Origin of the sequence: Variovorax sp. W2I14 (assembly GCF_050435205.1) — a bacterium.
GTDB lineage: Bacteria > Pseudomonadota > Gammaproteobacteria > Burkholderiales > Burkholderiaceae_C > Variovorax > Variovorax paradoxus_C.
Genome location: NZ_JBNDJX010000001.1, coordinates 1,221,276 through 1,246,963 on the forward strand (window position 1 = coordinate 1,221,276; position 25,688 = coordinate 1,246,963).

The window sequence follows — 25,688 nt, forward strand, 5'->3', positions numbered from 1 at the left end:
AGAAACGGGCCTTTGCGGCCACCCCCTTACGGGCATTCCCTGAGGGGAGGGGCTGCGAACGCTTGTACGCTCGTGCAAGGCTTTTTGATTCGGTTTGACCAGGAGATATAGATCGTGAAGTTCGCTCTGAAAATCGCTACCGCCGCCATCCTTGCCGCGAGTGCCACCGGTGCTCTGGCCCAGAAGGGTGAAACCGTCAAGATCGCTTGGCTGGACCCGCTCTCGGGCCTCATGGCCGCGGTGGGCACGAACCAGCTCAAGACCTTTCAGTTCCTGGCCGAAGAATTCAACAAGAAGAACGCGGCCGGCGTGAAGTTCGAAGTCATCGGCATCGACAACAAGCTGAGCCCGCAGGAAACCACCAGCGCACTGCGCTCGGCCATGGACCAGGGCGCGCGCTACGTCGTGCAGGGCAACGGCTCCGGCCCCGCGCTCGCCATCATCGATGCGCTCGAGAAGCACAACGCCCGCAATCCGGGCAAGGAAGTGCTGTACATCAACTACGCGGCGGTCGACCCGGACCTCACCAACAGCAAGTGCAGCTACTGGCACTTCCGCCTCGATGCCGACACCTCCATGAAGATGGAGGCGCTCACCACCTTCATGAAGGACCAGACCGACATCAAGAAGGTCTACCTCATCAACCAGAACTACTCGCACGGCCAGCAGGTCTCCAAGTTCGCGAAGGAAAACCTCAAGTCCAAGCGCCCCGACGTCGAGATCGTCGGCGACGACCTGCATCCGCTCGCACAGGTGCGCGACTTCGCACCGTACATCGCCAAGATCAAGGCGTCGGGCGCCGACACGGTCATCACCGGCAACTGGGGTTCCGACCTCGCGCTGCTCATCAAGTCGGCCAACGACTCGGGCCTGAACGTCAAGTTCTACACCTACTACGCCGTGACGAACGGCACGCCGACCGCCATGGGCGCGGCCTCGGACGGCAAGGTCTACCAGGTGGGCTACAGCCACTACAACGCGCCGGGCCCGGTGCAGCCGCTGATGAACGAGTTCAAGAAGAAGTTCAACGACGACCTGTACACCACCGACATCTACACGGTGTACGCGATGCTGAGCGAAGCCTTCGTGCGCACCAAGTCGACCGAGCCCGTGAAGGTCGCGGCCGCGATGGAAGGCATGAAGTTCAAGAGCTTCAACGGCGACGTCGAGATGCGCAAGGCCGACCACCAGCTGCAGCAGGGCCTGTGGATCACGCGCTGGCAGAAGGCCGACGCCAAGAACCCGTACAGCCCCGAAAACACCGGCTACACGCTGGCCCCGGTGAAGTACTACGAGCCCTACGTCTCGAGCACCCCGACGACGTGCCAGATGAAGCGACCCGGCGCCGCGGCTTCCTGATCTGTCGTCTAGCTGGTCGAGGCCCGACTTCAACACTCGGGCCTCTTTCTTTTTCACGCATTCGAAAGACCGATGAACGTCGAATTCTTCGTCATCTCGCTGCTCAACGGCGTCAGCTACGGCTTGCTGTTGTTCATGCTGAGCTCTGGCCTTACGCTGATCTTCAGCATGATGGGCGTGCTCAACTTCGCGCACGCCAGCTTCTACATGCTCGGCGCCTACATTGCGTACACGCTGTCGAACATCATCGGCTTCTGGCCGGCGCTGTTCATTGCGCCGCTGCTGGTGGGCCTCTTGGGTGCCGCGTTCGAGCGCTATAGCCTCCGCCGGGTCCACAAGTTCGGCCATGTGCCCGAGCTGCTGGTGACCTTCGGCCTCTCGTACCTCATCCTCGAACTGGTGCAACTGGCCTGGGGCCGCTCCACCGTGCCTTACGGCCTGCCTACGCAACTGCAAGGACCGCTGTTCTCGCTCTATGGCACGCAGTTCCCGAAGTCGCGCTCCTTCATCATGCTGGTGGCGGTGCTGATGCTCATCTCTGTGTGGCTGCTGCTCACGCGCACGCGCATCGGCCTGGTCATCCAGGCGGCGCTCAAGCACCCCGACATGGTGGAAGCGCTGGGCCACAACGTGCCGCGCGTCTTCATGCTGGTGTTCGGCGGCGGTGCCGCGCTCGCGGGTCTTGCGGGCGTGGTCGGCGGCAACACCTACGTCACCGAGCCCGCGATGGCGGCCTCGGTCGGCTCGATCATCTTCGTGGTCGTGGTGGTCGGCGGCATGGGCTCGCTGGCCGGTGCGTTCCTCGCGTCGCTCCTGATCGGCATCATCCAGACCTTCGCGGTCGCCATGGACCAGTCACTCGCCACGGGCCTTCGCGCCATCGGCATGACGGTGACCGACCAGACCTTCGGCTACGAGCTCCTCAAGCTCACGATCTCGCAGGTTGCGCCGATCCTGCCGTACCTGTTCCTGGTGCTGATCCTCATCTTCCGGCCCAAGGGTCTTCTTGGAACCCGGGAGGACTGACCCCATGACCACAGCAACTTCTACGCAGTACTACCGCTTCAAGCCCTGGAACATCGGGCGCTACCTGATCTGGACGCTGTTCGCCGTCGTGCTGATCGTCTCGCCGCTGCTCTTCAAGAGCAGCCTGGCGCTCACGATGCTCTCGCAGATGGGCTATCTCATCATCATCTGCCTGAGCTACAACATCCTCCTGGGGCAGGGCGGCATGCTGAGCTTCGGGCATGCGGTGTATGTGGGCCTCGGCTCGTTCCTCGCAATTCATGCGATGAACATGGGCGCGAAGGGCGGCATGCAGATTCCGCTGGTGCTCATTCCGCTGGTGGGCGGCCTGGCCGGCATGTTCTTCGCGATCTTGCTCGGCTTCGTCACCACCAAGAAGTCGGGCACCACCTTCGCGATGATCACCATGGGCATCGGCGAACTGGTGGCCTCGATGGCGCTCATGTTCCCGAGCTTCTTCGGCGGCGAGGGCGGCATCACCACCGACCGCGTGTACGGCCCGACTTTCTTCGGCTTCAACTTCGGCTCGCAGATCCAGGTGTACTACCTGATCGCCGCGTACTGCTTTGTCTGCACCGCGCTCATGTATGCCTTCACCGGCACGCCGCTCGGCCGCATGCTGAATGCGGTGCGCGACAACCCGGAGCGCGTCGAATTCATCGGCTACAACACACAGCGCGTGCGCTACTTCGCGTTCATCATCGCGGGCTTCTTCGCCGGCATCGGCGGCGGTCTCGCGTCGATCAACTTCGAGATCGTGAACGCGGCCGACAGTCTCAACGCCATCCGCTCGGGCGGCTACCTGTTGTTCACCTTCCTGGGTGGCGCGGTGTTCTTCTTCGGGCCGATCATCGGCGCGGTGCTGCTGGTGTTCGCATCGATCCTGCTGTCGGAGCTGTCGAAGGCCTGGCAGCTGTACTTCGGCCTGGTGTTCGTGTTCATGGTGATGTTCGCCCCCGGCGGCATCGCGAGCCTGATCATGATGAACCTGCGCGTGGCCAAGTTCGGCAAGTTCGATCGCTTCTGGCTGCTGTACCTCGCCATCGCGGTGGCGCTGGTTCCGGTGGTCATCGGCGCGGCTGCGCTCATCGAGATGATCTATCACATCCAGCTCAACGCGGCGATGGGCCCGACGCTGAACTTCTTCGGCGTGGCGCTCGACACGGCAGGCGTGGGCAGCTGGCTCGGCGCGGCGGTGATCCTGGCGATCGGCCTGGCTGCGCTGGAAGTGGCGCGACGCCGCTTCGTGCGCGTCTGGGGTCGCGCGCAGGAAGAAATAGAAGCAGAAATCAAACGTCGGGAGGCGGCGTAAATGAGCGCGTACGCATTGGAATTGAAGGCGCTGCGGAAGAACTTCGGCAAGACCGAAATCATCCGCGGCGTGGACCTGGCGGTGAACGCCGGCGAACGCGTGGCCATCATCGGCCCGAACGGGGCGGGCAAGTCGACGCTGTTCAACCTCATCAGCGGCCGCCTCACGCCCACCAGCGGCGAGGTGCTGCTGAACGGCGAGCGCATCGACGGCAAGAAGCCCTACGAGATCAACCGGCTGGGGCTCTCCCGCAGCTTCCAGATCACCAACATCTTCCCGAAGCTGAGCGTGTTCGAGAACCTGCGCTGCGGCGTGCTCTGGAGCCTGGGCTACAAGTACACCTTCCTGCGCTTTCTCTCGAACCTGGACGACGCCAACGCGCGCACCGAGGAGCTCATCAAGCAGATCGGCCTGGAGCGCAAGCGCGACGTGCATGCGGTGAACCTCACCTATGCCGAGCAGCGCGCGCTGGAAATCGGCGTGACGATCGCAGGCGGTGCCGGCGTGATCCTGCTGGACGAACCCACGGCCGGCATGAGCAAGACGGAGACCTCGCACTTCATCTCGCTCATCAAGCACGTGACGGTCGGCAAGACGCTGCTCACGGTGGAGCACGACATGGGCGTGGTCTTCGGCCTTGCCGACAAGATCGCGGTGGTGGTGTACGGCGAGGTGATCGCCTTCGACACGCCCGCTGCAGTTCGCGCAAATGCGCGGGTGCAAGAGGCGTATCTCGGGTCCTCGGTGGCCGATGCACAGGCGGGACACTGACATGCTGAAGCTTCACGACATCCACGCCTACTACGGCAAGAGCCATGTGCTGCATGGCGTTTCGTTCGACGTCGGTCCCGGCGAAATCGTCGCGCTGCTGGGCCGCAACGGCTCGGGCCGCTCGACCACCGCCAAGGCCATCATGGGCCTGGTGCATGCCGAAGGCACGCTGCGCTGGAAGGACCAGGACATCCTGCGCAAGAAGGCCTACGAGATCGCCCACCTGGGCATCGGCTACGTGCCCGAGAACCGCGACATCTTCCCCAAGCTCACGGTGCACCAGAACCTGCTGCTCGGGCAGAAGGGCAACGGGAAGGGCAGCCGCTGGCAGTTCGACGACATGTACAACATGTTCCCGCGACTGAAGGAGCGCCAGCACACCGAAGCGGGCGTGCTCTCGGGCGGCGAGCAGCAGATGCTCACGCTGTGCCGCACACTGATGGGCGACCCCGATCTCATCATCATCGACGAGCCCACCGAAGGCCTTGCGCCCAAGATCGTCGAACTGGTCGGGCAGTACCTGCGCACGCTGAAGGACAAGGGCATTTCGGTGCTGCTGATCGAGCAGAAGCTCACCATCGCGATGCAAATTTCGGACCGTGCGCTCGTCATGGGCCACGGCAGCATCGTGTTCGACGGCACGCCGGACAGCCTCCGCGCCGACGCCACCACTCGCAAAGAGTGGCTGGAGGTTTGAGCAAACCCCGTTCGCCCTGAGCTTGTCGAAGGGCCGCCAGGGCGCGCGCAGGCTTCGACAAGCTCAGCCCGAACGGTTGGGGGCCTTGTCTCGACAGCGACTGCATGCCATTGTTGCGTCGCGACAAAAGCCTAGAATCTTCCGAAAAAGAACACTCGTGCTTTTTCTTCTTTTTCTTCACACACCAAGGAACGCAGCATGACGGCTGAATACAAAGTGCTCGGCGATGTCGCCGTGATCACACTGACCAACCCTCCGGTCAACGGTCTCGGTTTCTCGACCCGCATCGGCATCACCGATGGCCTGGCCAAGGCCAATGCCGACGACGCCGTCAAGGCCATCGTCATCACCGGCGCCGGCAAGGCGTTCTCCGGCGGTGCGGACATCAAGGAATTCGGCACGCCCAAGGCGCTGCAAGAGCCCAACCTCCTGAGCGTGATCCTCACGCTCGAAGCCTCCCCCAAGCCCATCGTCGCAGCCATCCACTCCGTGTGCATGGGCGGCGGCCTCGAACTGGCGCTCGGCTGCCACTACCGCGTGGCCGCGCCGGGTACCAGCATCGCGCTGCCCGAAGTCAAGCTCGGCCTCATTCCCGGTGCCGGCGGCACGCAGCGTCTGCCGCGCGTGATCGGCGTGGAAACCGCCCTCAACATGATCGTGAGCGGCGAGCCGGTGAAGAGCGAACTGCTCGCGAGCCTGCCGGGCCAGAAGCTGTTCGACAAGCTCGCCGCATCGGCCGAGTCGGTGTTCGACGAAGCCGTGGCCTTCGCCAAGAGCGTGGCCGGCAAGACGGGTGAAGCGCTGCCGCTGGTGCGCAACCTGCCGTGCAAGCATCCGCAAGGCGATGCCTACTTCCAGTTCACCAAGAACATGGTGGGCGGCATGTCGAAGAACTACCCGGCGCCGCTCATGTGCATCGACGCCGTGCAGGCCGCGACGAAGATGAAGTTCGACCAAGGCATGGCCGAGGAGCGCCGCATCTTCACCGCGCTGATGTTCACGCCCGAATCGCTGGCGCTGCGCCACCTGTTCATGGCCGAGCGCGCCGCTTCCAAGATTCCCGATGTGCCCGAAGACACGCCCAAGCGCGAGATCAAGGCCGTGGGCGTGATCGGCGCCGGCACCATGGGCGGCGGCATTTCGATGAACTTCCTGAACGCGGGCATCCCCGTGAAGATCCTCGAGATGAAGCAGGAGGCGCTCGACCGCGGCGTCGCCACCATCAAGAAGAACTACGAAGCCCAGGTCAAGAAGGGCAAGCTCAAGCAGGACAAGTACGAGCAGCGCATGGCGCTCCTGAGCACCACGCTGAGCTACGACGACCTGAAGGATGCCGACCTCATCATCGAAGCGGTGTTCGAGGAAATCGGCGTCAAGGAAAAGGTCTTCAAGGAACTCGACCGAGTCGCCAAGAAGGGCGCGATCCTGGCCTCCAACACCTCGACGCTCGACGTCGACAAGATCGCCTCGTTCACCGAGCGTCCGCAGGACGTGGTCGGCATGCACTTCTTCAGCCCGGCCAACGTGATGAAGCTGCTCGAAGTGGTGCGCGGCAAGGCCACCGCCAAGGACGTGCTCGCCACGGTCATGGCCATCGGCAAGAAGATCAAGAAGACCTCGGTGGTCTCGGGCGTGTGCGACGGCTTCATCGGCAACCGCATGATCGAGCAGTACTCGCGCCAGGCCGGCTTCCTGCTGGACGAAGGCGCGCTGCCGCAGCAGGTGGACAAGGCCATCGAGAAGTTCGGCTTTGCCATGGGTCCGTTCCGCATGGGTGACCTGGCCGGCAACGACATCGGTTGGGCCATTCGCAAGCGCCGCGCCACCGAGCGTGCCGACATGAAGTACAGCCGCACGGCCGACAAGCTCTGCGAACTGGGCCGCTTCGGCCAGAAGACCGGGGCAGGGTGGTACGACTACCAGGCCGGCAAGCGCGATGCGATTCCCTCGGACCTGGTCAACAAGATGATCGAGGACCACCGCAAGGAACTGGGCATCACGCCGCGCAAGATTTCCGACGAAGAGATCGTGCAGCGACTCGTTTATGCGCTCGTCAACGAAGGCGCGCACATCCTGGAAGACGGCATTGCCTCGAAGTCCGGCGACATCGACATGGTGTATCTCACCGGCTACGGCTTCCCGATCTGGCGCGGCGGCCCGATGCACTACGCATCGCAAGTGGGCCTCTACAACGTGGCCGAGTCGATGAAGCGCTTTGCGAAGAACCCGCGCGACGACGCCGAGTTCTGGCAGCCCGCGCCGCTGATCCAGAAGCTGGTGGCCGAAGGCAAGTCCTTCAGCTGATCCGAAAGTCCTGACCGCCTATGTTGAAACGCATCTTCCTCGGGCTGCTGCTGGCAATCGTGTTGCTGGTGGCCGCCGTGGCGGTCAAGACCTGGACCACGCCATCGCAGCAACTGGCGGTGGCGCCCGCACCCAAGCTGGACATCGACCTGCAGGCCGCCGCCAAGCGGCTGTCGACGGCGATCACGTTCCGCACGGTGTCGGGCCTCGATGACCCGGCCGCCAACGCGGCCGAGTTCGACAAGCTGCACGCCTATTTAGAGCAGCAGTACCCGAAGGTCCACGCCACCCTCAAGAAGGAGGTGGTGGGCAACAAGGCGCTGCTCTACACATGGGCCGGCACCGATCCGTCGGCCAAGCCGATCGCGCTGATGGCGCACCAGGACATGGTGCCCATCGCCCCCGGCACCGAGAAGGCCTGGACGGTCGATCCCTTCGCGGGCGAGATCAAGGACGGCTTCGTCTGGGGTCGCGGCACGCTCGACAACAAGAGCAATCTTTTCGCGCAGATGGAAGCCATCGAGCTGCTCATCGGCGCCGGCTTCAAGCCGAAGCAGACCGTCTACCTCGTGATGGGCGACGACGAGGAAGTGAGCGGCCTACGCGGCGCGCTGCCCATCGCCGAACTGCTCAAGTCGCGCAACGTGCGCCTCGATTGGGTGCTCGACGAAGGCCTCCTGGTGCTCGACGGCGTGCTGCCCGGACTTTCGAAGCCCGCGGCACTGATCGGCCTGGCCGAGAAAGGCTACGGCACCTTCTTCCTTTCGCTCGACACGGCCCCTGGCCATTCGTCGATGCCGCCGCAGCACAGCGCCATCGGCAGCATGAGCGCGGCACTCGCGCGGCTCGAAGCCAACCCGATGCCCGGCGGCATCAAGGGCGTGGCGGGCCAGATGTTCGGTGCGCTCGCGCCCGAGATGAGCGGCGTCAACCGCGTGATGCTCTCCAACCTGTGGCTCACCGAGCCGCTGGTGCGCGGCCAGCTCGAGAAGAGCCCGAGCAGCAACGCCATGCTGCGCACGACCACCGCGCTCACCATCGTGCGCGCCGGCAACAAGGACAACGTGCTGCCCGGCCGCGCCGAGGCGGCCGTCAACTTCCGCATCCTGCCGGGCGACACCATCGACAGCGTCGAGGCGCATCTGCGCAAGGCCCTGGCCAACGACGACATCAAGATCAAGCGCTATCCAGGAAACTCCGAGCCGTCGCCCGTGTCGCCGACCGACAGCACCGGCTACCGCGCGATCCAGCAGGCCGTGCGCCAGACCTTTCCCGATGCCGTCGTGGCCCCGGGCCTCATGACCGCCGCCACCGACTCGCGCCACTTCAGCCTCGTGAGCGACGCCGTCTTCCGCTTCTCGCCGTTCCGCGTGAAGGGCGAAGACCTCGCGCGCTTTCACGGCAACAACGAACGCCTGGCCATCTCCAACTACGGCGAGATGATCGGCTTCTATCACCAGCTCCTGAGCAACACCAACGCTGCTCCGGCGCAATGACGACCACACCCTCTTTTCCCTTCCATCTTCAAAGGACCTCACCATGACCAGCGCCGTCATCGTTTCCACCGCCCGCACGCCGCTCGCGAAGAGCTGGAAGGGTGCCTTCAACATGACGCACGGCGCCACGCTCGGCGGCCACGCCGTTCAGCACGCCATCTCGCGCGCCGGCATCGAAGCCGCCGAAGTCGATGACGTCATCATGGGTTGCGCCACGCCCGAAGGCGCCACCGGCTCCAACATCGCGCGCCAGATTGCACTGCGCGCCGGCTGCCCCGTTACCACCTCGGGCATGACGATCAACCGCTTCTGCTCCTCGGGCCTGCAGACCATTGCCACCGCCGCGCAACGCATCATCGCGGGCGAAGGCGACGTGTACGTGGCCGGCGGCGTCGAGAGCATCTCGTGCGTGCAGAACGAAGCCAACAAGCACATGCTGGCCGACCCCTGGCTCGTGAAGCACAAGCCCGAGATCTACTGGAACATGCTGCAGACGGCCGAGCAGGTCGCCAAGCGCTACAACATCGGCCGCGACGCGATGGACGAATACGGCGCAGCCAGCCAGCAGAAGGCCACTGCCGCGCTGGAAGCCGGCCGCTTCAAGGACGAAATTGCACCGATCACCGTACTGGCCGGCGTGGCCGACCCGGTGATGGGTCTGCGCACCAAGGAAGTCACGGTCGAGAACGACGAAGGCATTCGCCCCGGCACCACCAAGGAAGGCATCAGCGGCATCCGCTCGGCCATGCCCGGCGGCCTGATCTCGGCCGGCAATGCCAGCCAGTTCTCCGATGGCGGCGGCGCTTGCGTGGTGGTCGACGAGAAGTACGCCCAGCAAAAGGGCCTGAAGCCCCTCGGCCGTTTCCTCGGTTTTGCCGTGGCCGGCTGCGAGCCCGACGAGATGGGCATCGGCCCGGTCTTCGCGATTCCCAAGGTACTCAAGCGCCTGGGCCTCACGGTCAACGACATCGACCTGTGGGAGCTGAACGAAGCCTTCGCGGTGCAGGTGATCTACTGCCGCGACAAGCTGGGCATTCCGGCCGACCGCCTGAACGTGGACGGCGGCGCCATCGCCGTCGGCCACCCCTACGGCGTGAGCGGCCAGCGCCTGACGGGCCATGCGCTCATCGAAGGCAAGCGCCGCGGCGCGAAGAAGGTGCTGGTCACGATGTGCATCGGCGGCGGCATGGGCGCCGCGGGCGTGTTCGAGGTCTTGTAATCATGTCGGGCGGCGACACCCAGGTCTCGCCCGAAGCCTTCCTGGCCATGCTCGAAATGGGGCGGGGCGTTCTCGCCTCGCAGCCCTTCAGCGTGCTGATCGGTGCGGAAATGCATGCGCTGTCGCCGGGAAAAGTCGACCTCCAGCTGCCGTTGACCGGGCAGCTCAAGCAGCAGAACGGTTTCGCCCATGGCGGCATCGTGAGCTACATGGCCGACAACGCGCTGACCTTCGCCGGCGGCACCGCACTGCGCGTGCCGGTGGTGACCTCCGAATTCAAGATCAACTACGTGCGGCCGGCCGTCGGCGATCGTCTGATCGCCCGCGCGAAGGCCGTGCACACCGGCAGCTCGCAAGCCGTCTGCACCTGCGAGATCTTCGCGGTGACCGGCGGTATGGAAAAGCTCTGCGCGCTCGCGCAGGGCACCATCGCGAAGCTGCCCGAATCCTCGAAGAAGTAGCCAGAAGAGACACCCCATGAGCCTGCGTCCCACCCTCGACTTCCTGCTCTACGACTGGCTCGATGCCGAGTCGCTCAACAAGAGCGAGCGCTTTGCCGACCATTCGCGCGAAACCTTCGATGCGGTGCTCGACACCTGCGAGCGCATCGCACGCGAGAAGTACGCGCCGTTCAACCGCACGGTCGACACGCAGGAGCCGCATTTCGACGGCGAGAAAGTCATCCTGCCGAAGGCTACGCACGATGCGCACAAGGCCTTCGTCGAATCGGGAATGATGAGCGCCGCGCAGGACTACGACATCGGCGGCATGCAGCTGCCCTACACGCTGTCGGCCGCGGCCAACAGCTTCTTCGCGATGGCCTCGGTGAGCATCGGCTCCAACATGCTCACCAGCGGCAACGCCAACCTGCTGATGGTGCATGGCACCGAGATGCAGAAAGAGGTGTTCGCGAAGAACGAGTTCTCGGGCCGCTGGGCGGGCACCATGTGCCTGTCGGAGCCGCAGGCCGGCTCGTCGCTGAGCGACGTGGCCACGCGCGCCGTGCCCGACGGCGCCGACTATCAAAACGATCCGCTCGGCCCGCGCTATCGGCTCACCGGCAACAAGATGTGGATCTCGTCCGGCGACCATGAGCTGACCGAGAACATCGTGCACATCGTGCTCGCCAAGATCCCCGACGAGAACGGCAAGCTGGTGCCGGGCACGCGCGGCATTTCGCTGTTCATCGTGCCGAAGCGCATGGTCAACACCAAGGGCGAGCTGACCGGCGAGCGCAACGACGTGGCGCTGGCGGGCCTGAACCACAAGCTGGGCTGGCGCGGCACCACCAACACGCTGTTGAACTTCGGTGAGGGCAAGTACCCCGTCGACAACAAGGCGGGCGCAGTGGGCTACCTCGTCGGCGCGCCCGGCAAGGGCCTGCACTGCATGTTCCACATGATGAACGAGGCCCGCATCGGCGTCGGCACGGCCGCGACCATGCTCGGCATGGCGGGCTACTACGCCTCGCTCGAATACGCGAAGAGCAGGCCGCAGGGCCGCCTCGTGAAGAAGCCCGAGGCGGGTGCAGGCAGCCAGGTTGTGAAGGACTCCGCCAGCCCGCAGGTGCGCATCATCGAACACGCCGACGTGCGCCGCATGCTGCTTGCGCAGAAGGCGTATTGCGAAGGCGCGCTGGCGCTGGAGCTGTATTGCGCCCGGCTGGTCGACACGCAGAAGACCGGCGACGCGCAGGCGGCCGACGACGCGCGCCTGCTGCTCGAAGTGCTCACGCCTATCGCCAAGAGCTGGCCCAGTGAATGGTGCCTCGAAGCCAATTCGCTAGCGATCCAGGTGCACGGCGGCTACGGCTACACGCGCGACTTTCCGGTGGAGCAGTACTGGCGCGACAACCGCCTGAACATGATCCACGAGGGCACGCACGGCATCCAGGCGGCCGACCTGCTGGGCCGCAAGGTGCTGATGGAAAAGGGCCGCGGCCTGCAACTGCTGGCCGGCCGCATCACCGAGACCATCGCCCGCACGGCCAAGGTGCCGGCGCTTGCGGCGCATGCCAAGGCACTGGGCGCCGCGCTGCAGCGCATCGGCAGCGCCACCGAGGGCCGCCTGGTCCACCGGCGACCCGGCCGACGCCTTGGCCAATGCCGTGCCATACATGCAGGCCTTCGGCCACACGGTGCTCGCCTGGCTCTGGCTGGACGTGGCGCGGCGGGCGCTCGAGATCGACGCGGACAAGGCGAGGGCGGTAACAGCTGGCAAGATCGGCGCCACGGACTATTTCTTCCACTACGAGCTGCCGAAAATCGGTGCCTGGCTCAACGTGGTCGAGAGCCGTGATCCGACCTGTACCGCTTTGCCCGAGGACGCTTTCTGACAATGGCCAACGCCGCCCCCAACACTCCCACCCCCGTCAAACCCCCGAAGCCGCATGCGCGGCTCGAGAAGTGGATCTGGATCCTGATCTACGGCGGCCTGTTCCTGCTGATTCTCGGCATCGCCACGGGCCGCACCGATGCCACGCTCGGATGGTCGATGGCCGTGCCCGGCGGCGTGATCGCGCTGGTGGGCGTCGTGCTCATCTACGTGCGCTCGCGCCTGGACGACGGCAAGAAGTAGGCAGGAGCGCCCGCACCATGCTCAAGCACATCGTGATGTGGAAGTTCAAGGAGCACGCCGAAGGTGCCGACAAGGCGACCAACCTGCTGAAGGCCAAGGCGCTGCTCGATGCCTGCGCCAAGCTCTCGCCGGGCACGCACCGCTTTGAAGTGGCGATTGCCCAGCCCGGACTCGAGGCCACCTACGACCTGGTGCTGTACTCGGAATTCACCGATGCGGCCGCGCTCGCGGCCTATGCGGACCATCCGCAGCACGTCGCGCTCAAGCCCTTCATCGGCGCTGTCCGCGAAGCCCGCCAGTGCATGGATTACGAAATCTGATCGACCTACCTCTCACAGAACACCGGAGACAACCCATGACCGCTCGCACCACCCAACAGCTCTTCGACCTCAAGGGCAAGACCGCCCTCATCACTGGCGGCTCGCGCGGCCTGGGCCTGCAGATGGCTCATGCGCTTGGCGAGGCCGGTGCGAAGATCATGCTGAGTTCGCGCAAGGCCGACGATCTGGAGCAGGCCGCCGCCGAGCTGCAGGCCGCCGGCATCGACGCACGCTGGATCGCCGCGGACTGCTCCAAGGAAGAAGACACCCGCCGCCTGGCGGACGAGACGCTGCAGCGCATGGGCGCGGTCGACATCCTCATCAACAACGCCGGCGCGAGCTGGGGTTCGCCCGCCGAGAGCCACCCGGTCGAGGCCTGGGACAAGGTGATGAACCTCAACGTGCGCGGCTACTTCATCCTGTCGCAGCAGGTCGCCAACGGCTACATGATCCCGAAGAAGACGGGCCGCATCATCAACATCGCCTCGATCGCCGGCCTGAACGGCAACCCGCCCGAGATGCAGACGCTGGCCTACAACACCTCGAAGACGGCGGTGATCGGCTTCACCCGCACGCTGGCGGCAGAGTGGGGCAAGTACGGCATCACGGTGAATGCGATCTGCCCGGGCTTCTTCATGACGAAGATGGCGGCCGGCCTCATCAAGTCGCTGGGTGAGGAAAAAATGGCCGCGCAGGCGCCGCTGGGCCGCCTGGGCGACGACGAAGACCTGAAGGGCCTGACGCTGCTGTACGCGAGCGATGCCGGCAAGCACATCACCGGCCAGTGGCTGGCGGTGGACGGCGGCGTGAGCGTTGTTCTCGGCGCAGCGTAAGGCTCTCCCCCAGGCTGCGCGCACTTCGTGTCGCGCGCGCCAACCCCCTCGCCGGGGCGACACCGGCGGCCCGGCGAAGCCGGTTCCGCGGTGTCTCACGAATGGAATCCATGACCACTGAAACTCAGCCTTCTACCGACATCAACATCCGCTCGTACACGAGCCAGATTCCGTTCGCACGCCACCTCGGTTTCGAACTCACGAAGTTCGAGGGCGGCGAGTCCGAGATCATCTACACCGCCAAGCCCGAGCACCTGAACACCTTCGATGTGACGCACGGCGGCGCCTGCATGACGCTGCTCGACATCACCATGGCCGCGGCCGCGCGCAGCGTGGCGCCCGAGACGGGCGTGGTCACCATCGAGATGAAGACCAGCTTCATGCAGCCTTCGGTCGGCCCGCTGCATGCGCGCGGCACGCTGATCCATCGCACCGCGACGCTGGCGTTTACCGAAGCCAAGATCTACGACGAGCAGGAGCGTGTATGCGCCCATGCCACCGGCACCTTCAAGTACGTGAAGCGCCGCCTGCCGACGGGCCCCGCCAGCGCGAACGAAATGCGGCCGCCTTCCACCGACTGACTGTCCGAACGAACGAATTCCCCAGGAGAACCCCATGCCCACGAACAAGCAGATCCACCTCGACAACCGCCCCGAAGGCGAAGCTACCGCGAGCAACTTCAAGCTGGTGACCGTCGAGACGCCCGCGCTCGCCGACAACCAGGTGCTGGTGCGCCACCACTACATGAGCCTCGACCCGTACATGCGCGGCCGCATGAACGACTCGAAGAGCTACACCGCCAACCAGCCCGTGGGCCAGGTGTTCCAGGGCGGCACCGTCGGCGAAGTGGTCGAGAGCAAGCACCCGAAGTACGCGGTCGGCGACAAGGTGGTGGGCTTCGGCGGCTGGCAGGAGTACAGCGTGGTCGATGCTTCGCAGCCCGGCGCGCTGAAGAAGGTCGACACCACGCATGTGCCGCTGTCGCACTACCTGGGTGCGGTCGGCATGCCGGGCGTGACCGCGTGGTATGGCCTCGTGAAGATCATTGCGCCCAAGGCCGGCGAAACCGTGGTCATCACGGCGGCCAGCGGCGCGGTCGGCAGCGCCTTCGGTGCGCTGGCCAAGGCGCGCGGCCTGCGCGTGGTCGGCATCGCGGGCGGCCCGGACAAGTGCAAGTACGTGACCGACGAACTCGGTTTCGACGCCTGCATCGACTACCGCCAGCACCCCGACGTGAAGTCGATGAGCGCGGCGTTGAAGGAAGCCTGCCCCGACGGCATCGACGGCTACTTCGAGAACGTCGGCGGCTACATCTTCGACGCGGTGCTGCTGCGCTGCAACGCCTTTGCGCGCGTGGCGCTGTGCGGGATGATCGCGGGCTACGACGGCGCGCCGCTGCCGCTGGCGAACCCGGCGCTGATTCTCATCAACCGGCTGAAGATCGAGGGCTTCATCGTCAGCGAGCACATGGAAGTGTGACCCGAGGCGCTGACCGAGCTCGGCACGCTGGTGGGCACCGGCAAGCTGAAGCCGCGCGAGTCGGTCGCGCAGGGCATCGAATCCGCCCCCGAGGCCTTCCTGGGTTTGCTGAAGGGCAAGAATTTCGGCAAGCAACTCGTCAAGCTGATCTGAAATGAACTGAGCGCACGGCAAAGGAGCCGACCATGGAAACGACGCACGAGGTGTTCAACCAGCCCGCACCGATGGCGGACTACAACCTGTTCGAAACCAACCGGCCTTTGCGCGATGCGTTGAAATTCAATGCGCCGCAGCTGCAGGTGGCGCCGTTGCAGGAGCTGGGCGTGACCATCGGCTCGGCCGAGATGCAGACGCATGCGCGGCTGGCCAACATCCACACGCCCGAGTTGCACACGCACGACCGCTTCGGGCGGCGCATCGACGAGGTGGAGTTCCATCCGAGCTACCACGTGCTGATGTCCGCTGCCGTGGGCGCCGGTCTGCATGGCACGCCGTGGGCCGGCACCTCGGCTTCGCCACACGTCATGCGCGCGGCGGGCTTCATGCTCTTCACCGAGCTGGAGCCGTCGATGCTCTGCCCGATCTCGATGAGCTATGCGGTCACGCCCGCGCTGCGCAGCAATGCGGCCGTGTACGCCGACTGGGGCCCGAAGCTCACCAGCCTCTGGTACGACCCGGCACTCAAGTCGTTCAAGGACAAGCCCGGCGTGACCATGGGCATGGGCATGACCGAAAAGCAGGGCGGCTCCGACGTGCGGGCCAACACCACGCAAGCCGTGCGCGACGGCAGCGATGCGTGGGGCGAACGCTACGCGATCACCGGCCACAAGTGGTTCTTCTCGGCGCCGATGTGCGATGCCTTCCTGGTGCTCGCGCAGGCGCCGGCCGGGTTGAGCTGTTTCTTTCTGCCGCGCGTATTGCCCGATGGCACGCGCAACGCCATTCACATCCAGCGCCTGAAGGACAAGCTCGGCAACAAGGCCAATGCGAGCTCCGAGGTCGAGTTCCACGGCGCCAGCGCCTGGCTCGTGGGCGAGGAGGGGCGCGGCATTCCGCAGATCCTCGAGATGGGCACGATGACCCGGCTCGACTGCGCGCTCGGCACGAGCGGCCTGATGCGTCAGGCGTTGAGCATCGCCATCAACCACGCGTCGCAGCGCAATGCCTTCGGCAAGCCGCTGATCGAGCAGCCGCTGATGAAGAACGTGCTGGCCGACCTCGCGCTCGAAAGCGAAGCCTCGACCGCGCTGGCCATTCGCCTGGCCCGTGCCTTCGATCACCCGGGCGACGAACACGAGCGGCTGATGGCGCGCCTGCTCACGCCGGTCGCCAAGTTCTGGATCTGCAAACGCGGCAGCCACTTTGCGCAGGAGGCGATGGAATGCCTCGGCGGCAACGGCTACGTGGAAGAGGGTGGCGAAGGCATCATGGCCCGCGTCTACCGCGAGATGCCGCTCAACTCGATCTGGGAAGGCGCGGGCAACATCATGGCGCTCGATCTGCTGCGCGGCCTGCGCAAGGGCGATGCAGTGGTGGCGCTCACGAAGGAGCTTGCTCCTGCACGTGGCCAACACGCCGCGCTCGACCGGCTGGCCGATGCACTGCCGGCGCGCATCGAGGCGATGGCCTCCGAGGTGGAGGCGCGTCGTCTGGCACAGGACGTGGCGCTGGCCGTGCAGGCTTCATTGCTTGCACAGACCGCACCGCCCGCGGTGGTCGGTGCGTTCTGCGCATCGCGCCTGGGCGGAGACTGGGGCAATGCCTTCGGCACGCTGGGCGCGGGCACCGATTTCGATTCGATCATCCGGCGCGCAAGTCCGCTATAGATATTCACGCCACCCCGCGAATCCCTTCGCACTGAGCTTGTCGAAGTGCCGCGCGCGGCTTCGACAAGCTCAGCCCGAACGGTTGGGGGTGGATTCAGCCTCACGACTACAAGGAACCGAAACCCATGGCCGACCTGATCCTCCACCACTACACCACCTCGCCGTTCTCGGAAAAGGTGCGGCTGATCCTCGGCGCCAAGCAGCTGCCGTGGAAGTCGGTGTTCATTCCGCCGATCATGCCCAAGCCCGATGTGGAGCTGCTCACCGGCGGCTACCGCAAGACGCCGTTCCTGCAGATCGGCGCCGACATGTACTGCGACAGCGCGCTCATCGCCGACGTGCTGGAGCACCTGCAGCCCGAGCCCACGCTGTACCCCGAACCCGAGAAGGGCCTGTCGCGCATCCTCGCGCAGTGGGCCGACACGACATTGTTCTGGGCTGCGATGGCCTGGAACCTGCAGCCCAAGGGTGCGGCCGAAGTGTTCGCCAAGGCGCCGCCCGAAGCCGCCAAGGCCTTCGGTGAAGACCGGGGCAAGATGAGCGCCGGCAACATGACGCGCCTGCGTCCGGCCGATGCCACCAGCGCCTACAAGTCGTACCTGCGCCGCCTGTCGGACATGCTGGACGATCGCCATTACCTCTTGGGCGAGGTGCCGAGCATCACCGACTTCGCTGCCTACCACCCGCTCTGGTACACGCGCCGCATCGAATCGGTCCGCACCATCCTCGACCTCACGCCCGCGGTGGTCGACTGGATGGACCGCATGGCCGCCATCGGCCACGGTGCGCCCGAGAAGTTCAGCGCCGACGAAGCCATCGCCGTGGCCAAGGCTGCGACGCCGCACACGCTGCTGACCGACAGCACCTTCCAGGACGACCACGGCATCGCGCTCGGCAGCGCCGTGACCATCCGGGCCGAGAGCTTCGGCCTGGAAGAAACGGCGGGCACGCTGGTGGCCGCGACGCGCACGCACTACACGTTGGAGCGCAGCGAGGATCGCATCGGCACGGTGCATGTGCACTTTCCGCGCATCGGCTATGTGCTGAAGAAAGCCGAGGCCTGATACGAGTTGGCGGCCAATCAACAAGAACCGTCCGGACTGAGCTTGTCGAAGTCTCGCGCGTCGCTTCGACACGCTCAGCGTGAACGGATTGATATTTTTGAACGCGTTTCCGTATGAGACGCACGCGGCCGGGGCACCTTCGTGACTGCGCGGCGGCGCGTTCCGTACTTCAATAGCGGCTCCACCGTCAGAGACATTCAACGCAAGAAGGACACCGGCAAATGATTCAGGACTTCAAGGGCAAGACCGCCGTTCTCACCGGCGCGGGTTCGGGCTTCGGCCTCGAATGCGCTCGCATCGGCGCCGCGCGCGGCATGAACCTCGTGCTGGTCGACGTGCAGCAGGACGCGCTCGACAAGGCCGCAGCCGAGATGGAAGCCGCCGGCGCGCAGGTGCTGGCCCGCAAGGTCGATGTGTCCGATGCCGCGCAGATGGAAGCACTGGCCGCCGCCGTCAAAGAGCGCTTCGGCGCGCCGCACTTCGTGTTCAACAACGCCGGCGTGGGCGCGGGCGGGCTGGTGTGGGAGAACACGGTGTCCGACTGGGAATGGGTGCTGGGCGTGGACCTCTGGGGCGTGATCCACGGCGTGCGCCTGTTCACGCCGATGATGCTCGAGGCGGCCGCCAAAGACCCGGCCTACCGCGGCCACATCACCAACACCGCCAGCATGGCGGGCCTCCTCACGCCGCCCAACATGGGCATCTACAACGCCGCCAAGGCAGCGGTCGTGAGCCTCACCGAAACGCTGTACCAAGACCTGACGCTGGTCACCGACCAGATCGGCGCGAGCCTGCTGTGCCCGTACTTCGTGCCGACCGGCATCACGAGCAGCGAGCGCAACCGCCCGAATGCGCCGAAGGACAGCGAGCTCACCAAGAGCCAGCTCATCGGCCAGGCCATGAGCAACAAGGCGGTGAGCAGCGGCAAGATCACCGCGGCCGAAGTCGCGGCGAAGGTGTTCGACGCCATCAGCGGCAACCAGTTCTACGTGTTCAGCCACCCCAAGGCATTGGGCAACGTGCGCGCCCGGATGGAGAACATCGTGGCGATCGAAAACCCGGCCGATCCGTTCCTCGAGCGGCCCGAGATCGGCCAGAAGCTGCGCGAACAGCTTCGCGCAGCTTGAGGTTGCGCCGGTGCGTGGTCAGTTGTAGCTGACCGTCACCATCGCGGCCGCCACGCGGCCTGCAGGCGGCTGCCGCAGCGCCGCAATGGACAGCTTGCCCCCGTCCAGGCCGAGTGCTTGCGCCTGTGATGGATCGAAAGGATGCTGTCGGCCCTGGGCATCGGTGAACACGGTGCGCAGGGGCAGGGCGCCGAGGCCCTCGATGCGCACGGTGCCGCTGGGGCGGTCCACGCGTTGCTGCACGAAGGAGAGTTCGGCGACGGGGCCCAGGCCGCTCTTGCGGTGGGCCACCGTTGGCGCCGGTGCCGGCGCGTGCGCCGCGAGGCGCATCTCGTAGGGGGCTGCGACGATTTCGCCCGTGAAATGAATGGTGCCGTCGGCTGCGTGCGCATCGATCGATGCCATGCAGGTGGTCAGCAATGCCAGTGCCGCGAGCACGCGCGAGTCATGGTGCTTCATCTCGATCCTCTCCTGAATCGGTCTTCTATTTACTCCCTGTTTCGTTTGGATGAAACCATGTTCCGCGCGCAGGCGCAAGCTGCAAAGCGCTACGCGGCAGCGCGCTTTAACGCAGCCGCAATGAAGACGATCGCGGCGAGCGCCGAAGAGGCGGTTCGCACGCTGTTCCACAGCGTCCAGGTCTTGAGATAGGTCTGCCAGAACACATGGCCGTCGGTGGGCGAGGTCGCGGCGAGCTGATTGTTCAGCGGCACGTTGAGGACCATCGTCACGCCGAAGCAGCCGACCACGTAGAGCAGGCTTGCGAGCAGGACGAGTTGCGAATCCAGTTGCGAAATGGAGAACAGCGACCAGCCGCCGAGCACGATCCCCAGCACGGCGCTGCCCACGAACAAAAGCATGAAGCTCGGCGTGATCACCGTGACGTTGATCGAATTCATCGCGTGGATGCCTTCGCTGTCCTGGATGCGCGCGAGCGCGGGCATCACGAACGAGGAGAACGCGTAGAAGATGCCAGCGACCATTGCCGTGGAAAAGGCGCTGACGAGGATCAGCACAGTGGCCGTCTTGCCCATCATCACTTCGCTCCCCACACGCCGGTCGGGGCCGTGCGTGCCACGTAGTCGGCGAAGGTGCGCGGCGGGCGGCCCAGCGCCTGTTCCACGCCATGGGCGACGGGCGTGTTGCGGCCATCGAGGACGGTGGTGAACAGGTAGATGACGAGCCACGAAAGGTCTGGCGGCAGGCCGGCTTCGGACAAGGCTTTGGCGTAGTCGTCCATCGGGATGATGTTGCAGTCGATCCGCCGATTCGTCGCGCGGCTGATCTCTGCGATGGCTTCCGGGAAGGTGAAGGCCTGCGACCCGGTCAGTTCGTAGAGCTTGCGGCTGTGGCGGCTGTCGACCAGTGCTTCGGCGGCGATGTCGGCAATGTCGTCGGCGTCGATGAAAGGCTCCGGCGCCAGCCCTTCGGGCAAGGTGATCGCACCGGCGACGATCTCATCGAGAAAGTAGTTCTCGCTGAAGTTCTGGAAGAACCAGCTCGCGCGCACGATGGTCCAGTCGAGCGTGGTGGCTTGCAGGGCCTTCTCGGCGTCTTGCGCTTCGGGTTCGCCGCGGCCCGACAGAAGCACGACCCTTTCGACGCCAGCCTCGGCGGCGGCATCGTAGAAGGCCGTCACCGTCTCGACGGCGCCTGGCACGCACAGGTCGGGCTGGTAGGCGACGTAGACGGCGCGCACGCCGTCGAGCGCGGCAGGCCAGGTGCTGCGGTCTTCCCAATCGAAGCGCGGTTGCACGGAGCGCGAGCCGACACGCACTGCATGCCCGGCGGCGCGGAGCCGGTCCAGAACGCGTCCGCCGGTCTTGCCGTTCGCGCCGAGTACCAGGATGGGATGCGCGTCATCCCGGGGGCTGCTGCTGATTGCCATTTTCGGACTCCTTGAGATAATGTGAGAAATACTCACGTAAAAAATGATAGTTACTCACATTTTGAATGTCAACCCTCAGGGGATGCCATGAAACGCAGCGCACCTTTGCAATCGCAGGTGGCGGTCGTGGAAGCGCCTTCGGCCAGAAAGAGCCCGATCCAGGAGCGCAGCAAGGCGCGCGTGGAGCGGATCCTCGAGGCTGCCGCCGAGCTCATCGCGCGCAGCGGCAGCGACCTGTTGAAGATGAGCGAGGTCGCCGCATCCGCCGGAATCTCGATCGGCTCGCTCTACCAGTACTTCCCCGAGAAGGCCGCGCTGATCCGCATGCTGGCCGAGCGCATCAATGCCGCGAGCCGCGAGTGCATCCGCGACGGCCTCAAGGACGTGACGGACCTTGCGAGCCTGCAGTCGTCCTTCGCGGCGCTGGTGGACGTGTACTACGCCATCGTCAACGAGCGTCCCGTCATGCGCGACATCTGGAGCGGCATGCAGGTCGACAGGCAACTGCTGACCCTGCAACTCGCCGAGAGCCGTATCTGCGGGCAGATGCTGGCCGACGCGATGTTCAAGGTGCACAAGGTGCGGGCCCGTGCCGACATCAGGCGCGTCGAGCAAACCGCCTTCCTGATCTGGGAGATGGGCGAGGCGACCATCCGCCTGGCCATCGCGGTCGATGCGGCCGAAGGTGCGGCGCTGGTGGAGGTCTACAAGCGCATGGCGCTTCGGGAGATCACCGACCCGTTGGCCTGACTAGCCGGCCGCTGCCTGCGATTCGATCCACTGCCACACGGCGCGTATCGCGGGCTCGTTCTCCCGCCCGCTCGCGGTCGCGAGAAAGTAGCTTCCCGTATCGAGCGCCGGCCCGAAGGGCTGCACCAGCGCGCCGCTGCGCAACTCCTCGGCCGCCAGCGTGAGGCTCAACAGCGCAACACCGTGGCCTGCCAGTGCGGGCGAGCATGGCGTGCGTCTCGTCCGAGAACGACAGCCCCGCGGCTTTCGCGGAGCGGCCCCGCGGCTGCGCGATATCCGCTTCGCGAAACCAGCGCGACCACAACGCCGGGGCCAGCGCGTTCGGCTGCCAGTCGCAATGGATCAGCTGATGCTTCGGCAGATCGCCCTTGCGGCGCAGGCCCAGCATCGGGCTGCACAAGGGCGCGTAGCGCTCGGGCATCAGCTCGCTAGACACCAGCCCCGGCCAGTTGCCGTTGCCCGAACGCACCGCGATGTCCGCATCGCCGCGCGCGAGGTCGACCAGCGTGTCGCCCGCATGCAGCCGCAGTTCGATGCCGGGGCAGGCCTTGCGGAAGACCGTCATGCGGGGCAGCACCCAGCGCGCCGCGAAGGCCGTGTTGGTGGTGAGCGTGACCGACTGCGAAGCCGCAGGCCGGCGCAGCCTGTCGATGCCCGCTTCGAGCGCATCGAAGCCCATGCGCAGATCGTCGAAGAGCCGCTGGCCCGCGGGCGTCAGCGCGAGCTGCCGCGTGAGCCGCCGAAACAACGGCTGGCCCAGCGTGTCTTCGAGCGCGCGCACCTGGTGGCTGATGGCCGAAGGCGTGACCGAGAGTTCGACCGCCGCGCGCTGGAAGCTCAGGTGCGCGGCCGCCGCCTCGAAGGCCCGCAGCGAGAGCAGGGGAGGCAGGCGGCGCGGTGGCCGGACAGATGAGCCAATCTCTTGCATGAAGGGAGAAATGATCGTTTGTGAATGGCCGTGCGTATCCATAGATTCAAGGCCTGTGCAGTCATTCTGACAGCGCGAGACAGCGTAGATCAACTCATCCATTCACCGAAAGAGCGACATGACCCTTAACCTGCTTCACATCGACGCCAGCGCCCGCCCGGGCCTCTCGGGCACCGACCCGCACGGCTCGCACACGCGGCGCCTCTCCGCACGCTTCGTCGAACGCTGGCGCGCAGCGCGGCCGGACGACCGCATCGACCACCTCGATGTCGGCCAGCACCCACCCGCCTATGTCGACAGCCGCTGGATCCACGCCGCCTTCACCGCGCCGGCCGACCGCGAACCCTGGATGGCCAACGTGCTCGCAGAAAGCGATCGCCTCGTCGACCAACTCATCGCCGCCGATCTGATCGTGGTCGGCCTGCCCATGTACAACTTCAGCGTGCCCGCGCAGTTCAAGGCATACATCGACAACATCGTGCGCGTGGGCCGCACCTTCGGCTTCGACCGTGCGCGCGGCGCGGTGCCGTACTGGCCGATGCTTGCTGATGCCGGCAAGCGCATGGTGCTGCTCGGCGCGCGCGGCGACCATGGCTACGACCCGGGCGGCCGCATCGCGCACCTGAACCACACGGAGTCTTCTGTGCGCTCGGTGTTCGGCTACATCGGAATCACCGATGTGCATGAGGCGGCAGTGGAGTGCGACGAATTCGGCGGCGAGCAACTCGCACAGTCGATGCGCAAAGCCGAGGCCGCGGTCGACCGGCTCGTGGATGAGCTCAGAAGGTGTGAAGAAACCGTAGCGAGCGGTTCGAGCTTGCGCCGAGGACCGGAGCCGTACTCTGTACGGTGAGGACCGCAGGTGCGAGATCGGACCGCGCAGTAGGTTTATTCACACCTTCTCAGCGGTACGACAGCACCAGCCCGTGAACGAGCCGCGTCCATCCATCCAGCATCACGAACAGCAACAGCTTGAACGGCAGCGAGATGGTGGTGGGCGAAATCATCGACATGCCGAGTGCAAGCAGCACCGTCGCGACGATCAGGTCCACCACCACGAACACCAGGTAGATGATGAAACCGATCTGGAACGCGCGCGTCAGCTCGCTGAGCGTGAAGCTGGGGACCAGCACCATGAAGTCGTCGGCCTGCAGCTGATCGGCGCGCGCCTTGGGCCAGATGTTGGCCGCGGACTTCAGAAAGAACTGCCGCTCGCGCTCGTGGGTGTGCTTTTGCAGGAACTCCTTCACCGGCGCCTTGGCTGCATCGACCACCGCCATGATGTCGCCGAGCCCTTCGCCCTTGGCGCCGAAGTTGCGGCCGCGCAATGCATCGCCGATGTCCATGCCGACCGGCGCCATGATGTAGACCGAGAGAATGATCGCGATGCCGTTGAGCACCATGTTCGGCGGCGTCTGCTGCAGGCCGAGCGCGGTGCGCAGCAAGCCGAACACGATCACCAGCTTGGTGTAGCTCGTCACCATCAAGGCCACGAACGGCGCCACGCCGAAAGCAACGATCAGTGCGACGAGCGTGAGGGGTTCGGGGAGTCCGCCTTGCATGCTCAGACTTCGCCCGGCGCGAACTCCGATACGCGCACGCCGAGGCGGTCGCCGACGGCAACGAGGTAGCCCTTGCCCAGCACGTTGCCGTGCGCCAGGATGCGCACCGGGCTGCGGTTCAGCGGCTGCCCCAGGTCGAACACATGGCCCGCGCGAATGCTCTTGAGTTCGCCGAGCGAGAGCGAGAGGTCGCCGACCTCGAAGCGCAGCGTCACCTCCAGCGCGTCGAGCCGGTCGATCGGCAGGTTGGCGTTGTCCGCGGTTCCCGTGGCTTGGGCCGCCTGGGCGGGGGTGTCTGGCTTCATGGCGCTGTCTCTCGATTGCTGAACGGTGATGTGCGAGCCTTCGGCAAAGGCCGAGAGGTGCCTTCCCCCCGCGCCTCCAAGCTCGGCCGAGACCACGATCGCGGCGCCCGAAGGACGCCACTGCTCGATGCCGACGATGTCGCCGGGCCGGATGCTGCCGATCTCGCGCAACTGGATCGGCGTGCTGCCAAGGCAGAAGTTCACGGGAAGGCGCAGCGCGTCGAAGGCGTCGGTCGCGTGCGCTGCTCGGTAGGGAGCGCGGCCCGCCGGAACCAGTGCATCCAGCGTGGCCGCGTCCTCGAACTGCACGAAGCCGCGCAGCATGGCGCCGCCATCCGAAGGGGTGGCAGCGAAGAACGCGGCGCGTTCGGGGTCGCAATGCACGAGCGCCGCATGTTCGCGCCGCTCCTGCGTTTCGCGGGCTTCGGCTTCGGAAGGCTGCCACTCGAAATGAAGGCGCAGCGCCTTCTCGAGCGCATCGACCACCGGATGCAGTGCATCGGCGAGCAGGATGTAGCGCAGGTCGCGCGGCAAGAGGTCGATGCGGCGTTCGCCGAGCAGGACCTGCAGGCTGGGTGCATCCATCGCGAGATGGCCCACGTGCGCGCCCAGTTTGAATCGATAGCTCTCGCGCGCCGTGTGGCCGAATGCCGCGTCGTGGTTCCAGTGGATGCGGTATCGGGCACCGCGCGCCGACACATCGGGCAGCGGCACCGTGCCATACAGGCGATTGAGCGCGCGCACGTTCGCGGCATCGGCGCGCGGCAACGCGCGCGACCCGCCGAGCTCCGTCACCGCGTCAGACCATGCGTTCGACGACATGCGTGCTTTCGTTCAGCTCCTCG

Annotated in this window: 24 protein-coding genes and 2 pseudogenes; 20 read left to right on the forward strand and 6 right to left on the reverse strand. The window is 65.5% G+C overall.

Annotation, left to right across the window (positions count from 1 at the left end; all coding sequences use genetic code 11):
* Nucleotides 1-114: 114 nt before the first annotated feature.
* The 18 genes and pseudogenes from QF040_RS05725 to QF040_RS05810 all read left to right on the forward strand — a co-directional run bounded on the left by QF040_RS05725 (nt 115) and on the right by QF040_RS05810 (nt 19,410).
* Nucleotides 115-1,359 (forward strand): branched-chain amino acid ABC transporter substrate-binding protein, encoded by a 1,245-nt coding sequence (locus QF040_RS05725; RefSeq protein WP_429610186.1) that lies wholly within the window; start codon nt 115-117, stop codon nt 1,357-1,359.
* A gap of 72 nt (nt 1,360-1,431) precedes the next feature.
* Nucleotides 1,432-2,385: a branched-chain amino acid ABC transporter permease gene (locus tag QF040_RS05730; protein ID WP_176657545.1), complete on the forward strand. Its 954-nt coding sequence runs from the start codon at nt 1,432-1,434 to the stop codon at nt 2,383-2,385.
* 4 nt (nt 2,386-2,389) lie between these two features.
* Nucleotides 2,390-3,697 (forward strand): branched-chain amino acid ABC transporter permease, encoded by a 1,308-nt coding sequence (locus QF040_RS05735; protein ID WP_307507236.1) that lies wholly within the window; start codon nt 2,390-2,392, stop codon nt 3,695-3,697.
* Nucleotides 3,698-4,468, forward strand: a complete 771-nt coding sequence (locus tag QF040_RS05740; protein WP_429610187.1) for an ABC transporter ATP-binding protein — start codon at nt 3,698-3,700, stop codon at nt 4,466-4,468.
* Nucleotide 4,469: 1 nt separating this feature from the next.
* On the forward strand, nt 4,470-5,165 hold the full coding sequence (locus tag QF040_RS05745) for an ABC transporter ATP-binding protein (RefSeq protein WP_429610188.1): 696 nt from the start codon (nt 4,470-4,472) through the stop codon (nt 5,163-5,165).
* 198 nt (nt 5,166-5,363) lie between these two features.
* Entirely contained in the window at nt 5,364-7,469 is a 2,106-nt protein-coding gene (locus QF040_RS05750) for a 3-hydroxyacyl-CoA dehydrogenase NAD-binding domain-containing protein (RefSeq protein ID WP_429610189.1), read from the forward strand.
* A 20-nt stretch (nt 7,470-7,489) separates the two neighbouring features.
* On the forward strand, nt 7,490-8,965 hold the full coding sequence (locus QF040_RS05755; RefSeq protein ID WP_429610190.1) for a M20 family peptidase: 1,476 nt from the start codon (nt 7,490-7,492) through the stop codon (nt 8,963-8,965).
* Nucleotides 8,966-9,008: 43 nt separating this feature from the next.
* On the forward strand, nt 9,009-10,184 hold the full coding sequence (locus QF040_RS05760) for an acetyl-CoA C-acyltransferase (protein WP_307599827.1): 1,176 nt from the start codon (nt 9,009-9,011) through the stop codon (nt 10,182-10,184).
* A 2-nt stretch (nt 10,185-10,186) separates the two neighbouring features.
* Nucleotides 10,187-10,645 (forward strand): PaaI family thioesterase, encoded by a 459-nt coding sequence (locus QF040_RS05765; protein WP_429610191.1) that lies wholly within the window; start codon nt 10,187-10,189, stop codon nt 10,643-10,645.
* Nucleotides 10,646-10,661: 16 nt separating this feature from the next.
* Nucleotides 10,662-12,519 (forward strand): annotated as a pseudogene (locus tag QF040_RS05770) (acyl-CoA dehydrogenase).
* Nucleotides 12,520-12,521: 2 nt separating this feature from the next.
* Nucleotides 12,522-12,761 (forward strand): hypothetical protein, encoded by a 240-nt coding sequence (locus QF040_RS05775; protein ID WP_429610192.1) that lies wholly within the window; start codon nt 12,522-12,524, stop codon nt 12,759-12,761.
* A 17-nt stretch (nt 12,762-12,778) separates the two neighbouring features.
* Nucleotides 12,779-13,081 carry a Dabb family protein gene (locus QF040_RS05780; protein WP_013541594.1) on the forward strand — a complete coding sequence of 101 codons (303 nt, stop codon included), beginning with the start codon at nt 12,779-12,781 and terminating at the stop codon, nt 13,079-13,081.
* 35 nt (nt 13,082-13,116) lie between these two features.
* Entirely contained in the window at nt 13,117-13,914 is a 798-nt protein-coding gene (locus QF040_RS05785; RefSeq protein ID WP_429610193.1) for an SDR family oxidoreductase, read from the forward strand.
* A 110-nt stretch (nt 13,915-14,024) separates the two neighbouring features.
* Complete coding sequence (locus QF040_RS05790) at nt 14,025-14,495, forward strand: PaaI family thioesterase (protein ID WP_306879542.1); 471 nt, start codon at nt 14,025-14,027, stop codon at nt 14,493-14,495.
* A 34-nt stretch (nt 14,496-14,529) separates the two neighbouring features.
* Nucleotides 14,530-15,546, forward strand: a pseudogene (locus tag QF040_RS05795) (NADP-dependent oxidoreductase).
* A gap of 32 nt (nt 15,547-15,578) precedes the next feature.
* Complete coding sequence (locus tag QF040_RS05800) at nt 15,579-17,219, forward strand: isovaleryl-CoA dehydrogenase (protein ID WP_429610194.1); 1,641 nt, start codon at nt 15,579-15,581, stop codon at nt 17,217-17,219.
* A gap of 125 nt (nt 17,220-17,344) precedes the next feature.
* Nucleotides 17,345-18,283 carry a glutathione S-transferase family protein gene (locus tag QF040_RS05805; protein WP_429610195.1) on the forward strand — a complete coding sequence of 313 codons (939 nt, stop codon included), beginning with the start codon at nt 17,345-17,347 and terminating at the stop codon, nt 18,281-18,283.
* 221 nt (nt 18,284-18,504) lie between these two features.
* The gene (locus QF040_RS05810; protein WP_429610196.1) at nt 18,505-19,410 is read left to right on the forward strand and encodes an SDR family oxidoreductase; all 906 of its coding nucleotides are present in this window, start codon (nt 18,505-18,507) and stop codon (nt 19,408-19,410) included.
* An 18-nt stretch (nt 19,411-19,428) separates the two neighbouring features.
* Here QF040_RS05810 and QF040_RS05815 read toward each other — a convergent pair whose 3' ends face one another.
* The 3 genes from QF040_RS05815 to QF040_RS05825 form a co-directional block, all read right to left on the reverse strand.
* Entirely contained in the window at nt 19,429-19,869 is a 441-nt protein-coding gene (locus QF040_RS05815; RefSeq protein WP_429610197.1) for a hypothetical protein, read from the reverse strand.
* An 89-nt stretch (nt 19,870-19,958) separates the two neighbouring features.
* Entirely contained in the window at nt 19,959-20,447 is a 489-nt protein-coding gene (locus tag QF040_RS05820; RefSeq protein WP_429610198.1) for a DUF1772 domain-containing protein, read from the reverse strand.
* A complete protein-coding gene (locus QF040_RS05825; RefSeq protein WP_429610199.1) occupies nt 20,447-21,298 on the reverse strand; it encodes an NAD(P)H-binding protein in 852 nt (283 codons plus the stop codon). The genes QF040_RS05820 and QF040_RS05825 overlap by 1 nt, the downstream gene beginning before the upstream one ends.
* Nucleotides 21,299-21,385: 87 nt before the next feature.
* Between QF040_RS05825 and QF040_RS05830 the strand changes: the two genes are divergently transcribed.
* Complete coding sequence (locus tag QF040_RS05830; RefSeq protein WP_429610200.1) at nt 21,386-22,048, forward strand: TetR/AcrR family transcriptional regulator; 663 nt, start codon at nt 21,386-21,388, stop codon at nt 22,046-22,048.
* Here QF040_RS05830 and QF040_RS05835 read toward each other — a convergent pair.
* Nucleotides 22,029-22,976 (reverse strand): LysR family transcriptional regulator, encoded by a 948-nt coding sequence (locus QF040_RS05835; RefSeq protein WP_429610201.1) that lies wholly within the window; start codon nt 22,974-22,976, stop codon nt 22,029-22,031. The genes QF040_RS05830 and QF040_RS05835 overlap by 20 nt on opposite strands.
* A 118-nt stretch (nt 22,977-23,094) precedes the next feature.
* On the opposite strand from QF040_RS05835, the gene QF040_RS05840 reads away from it, so the two are divergent.
* Nucleotides 23,095-23,829 carry an FMN-dependent NADH-azoreductase gene (locus QF040_RS05840; protein ID WP_429610202.1) on the forward strand — a complete coding sequence of 245 codons (735 nt, stop codon included), beginning with the start codon at nt 23,095-23,097 and terminating at the stop codon, nt 23,827-23,829.
* A gap of 49 nt (nt 23,830-23,878) precedes the next feature.
* On the opposite strand, the gene sctR is transcribed toward QF040_RS05840, so the two are convergent.
* Nucleotides 23,879-24,538: a type III secretion system export apparatus subunit SctR gene (gene sctR / locus QF040_RS05845; RefSeq protein WP_307644889.1), complete on the reverse strand. Its 660-nt coding sequence runs from the start codon at nt 24,536-24,538 to the stop codon at nt 23,879-23,881.
* 2 nt (nt 24,539-24,540) lie between these two features.
* Nucleotides 24,541-25,665 carry a type III secretion system cytoplasmic ring protein SctQ gene (gene sctQ / locus QF040_RS05850; protein ID WP_429610205.1) on the reverse strand — a complete coding sequence of 375 codons (1,125 nt, stop codon included), beginning with the start codon at nt 25,663-25,665 and terminating at the stop codon, nt 24,541-24,543.
* Between the last annotated feature and the right edge of the window lie 23 nt (nt 25,666-25,688).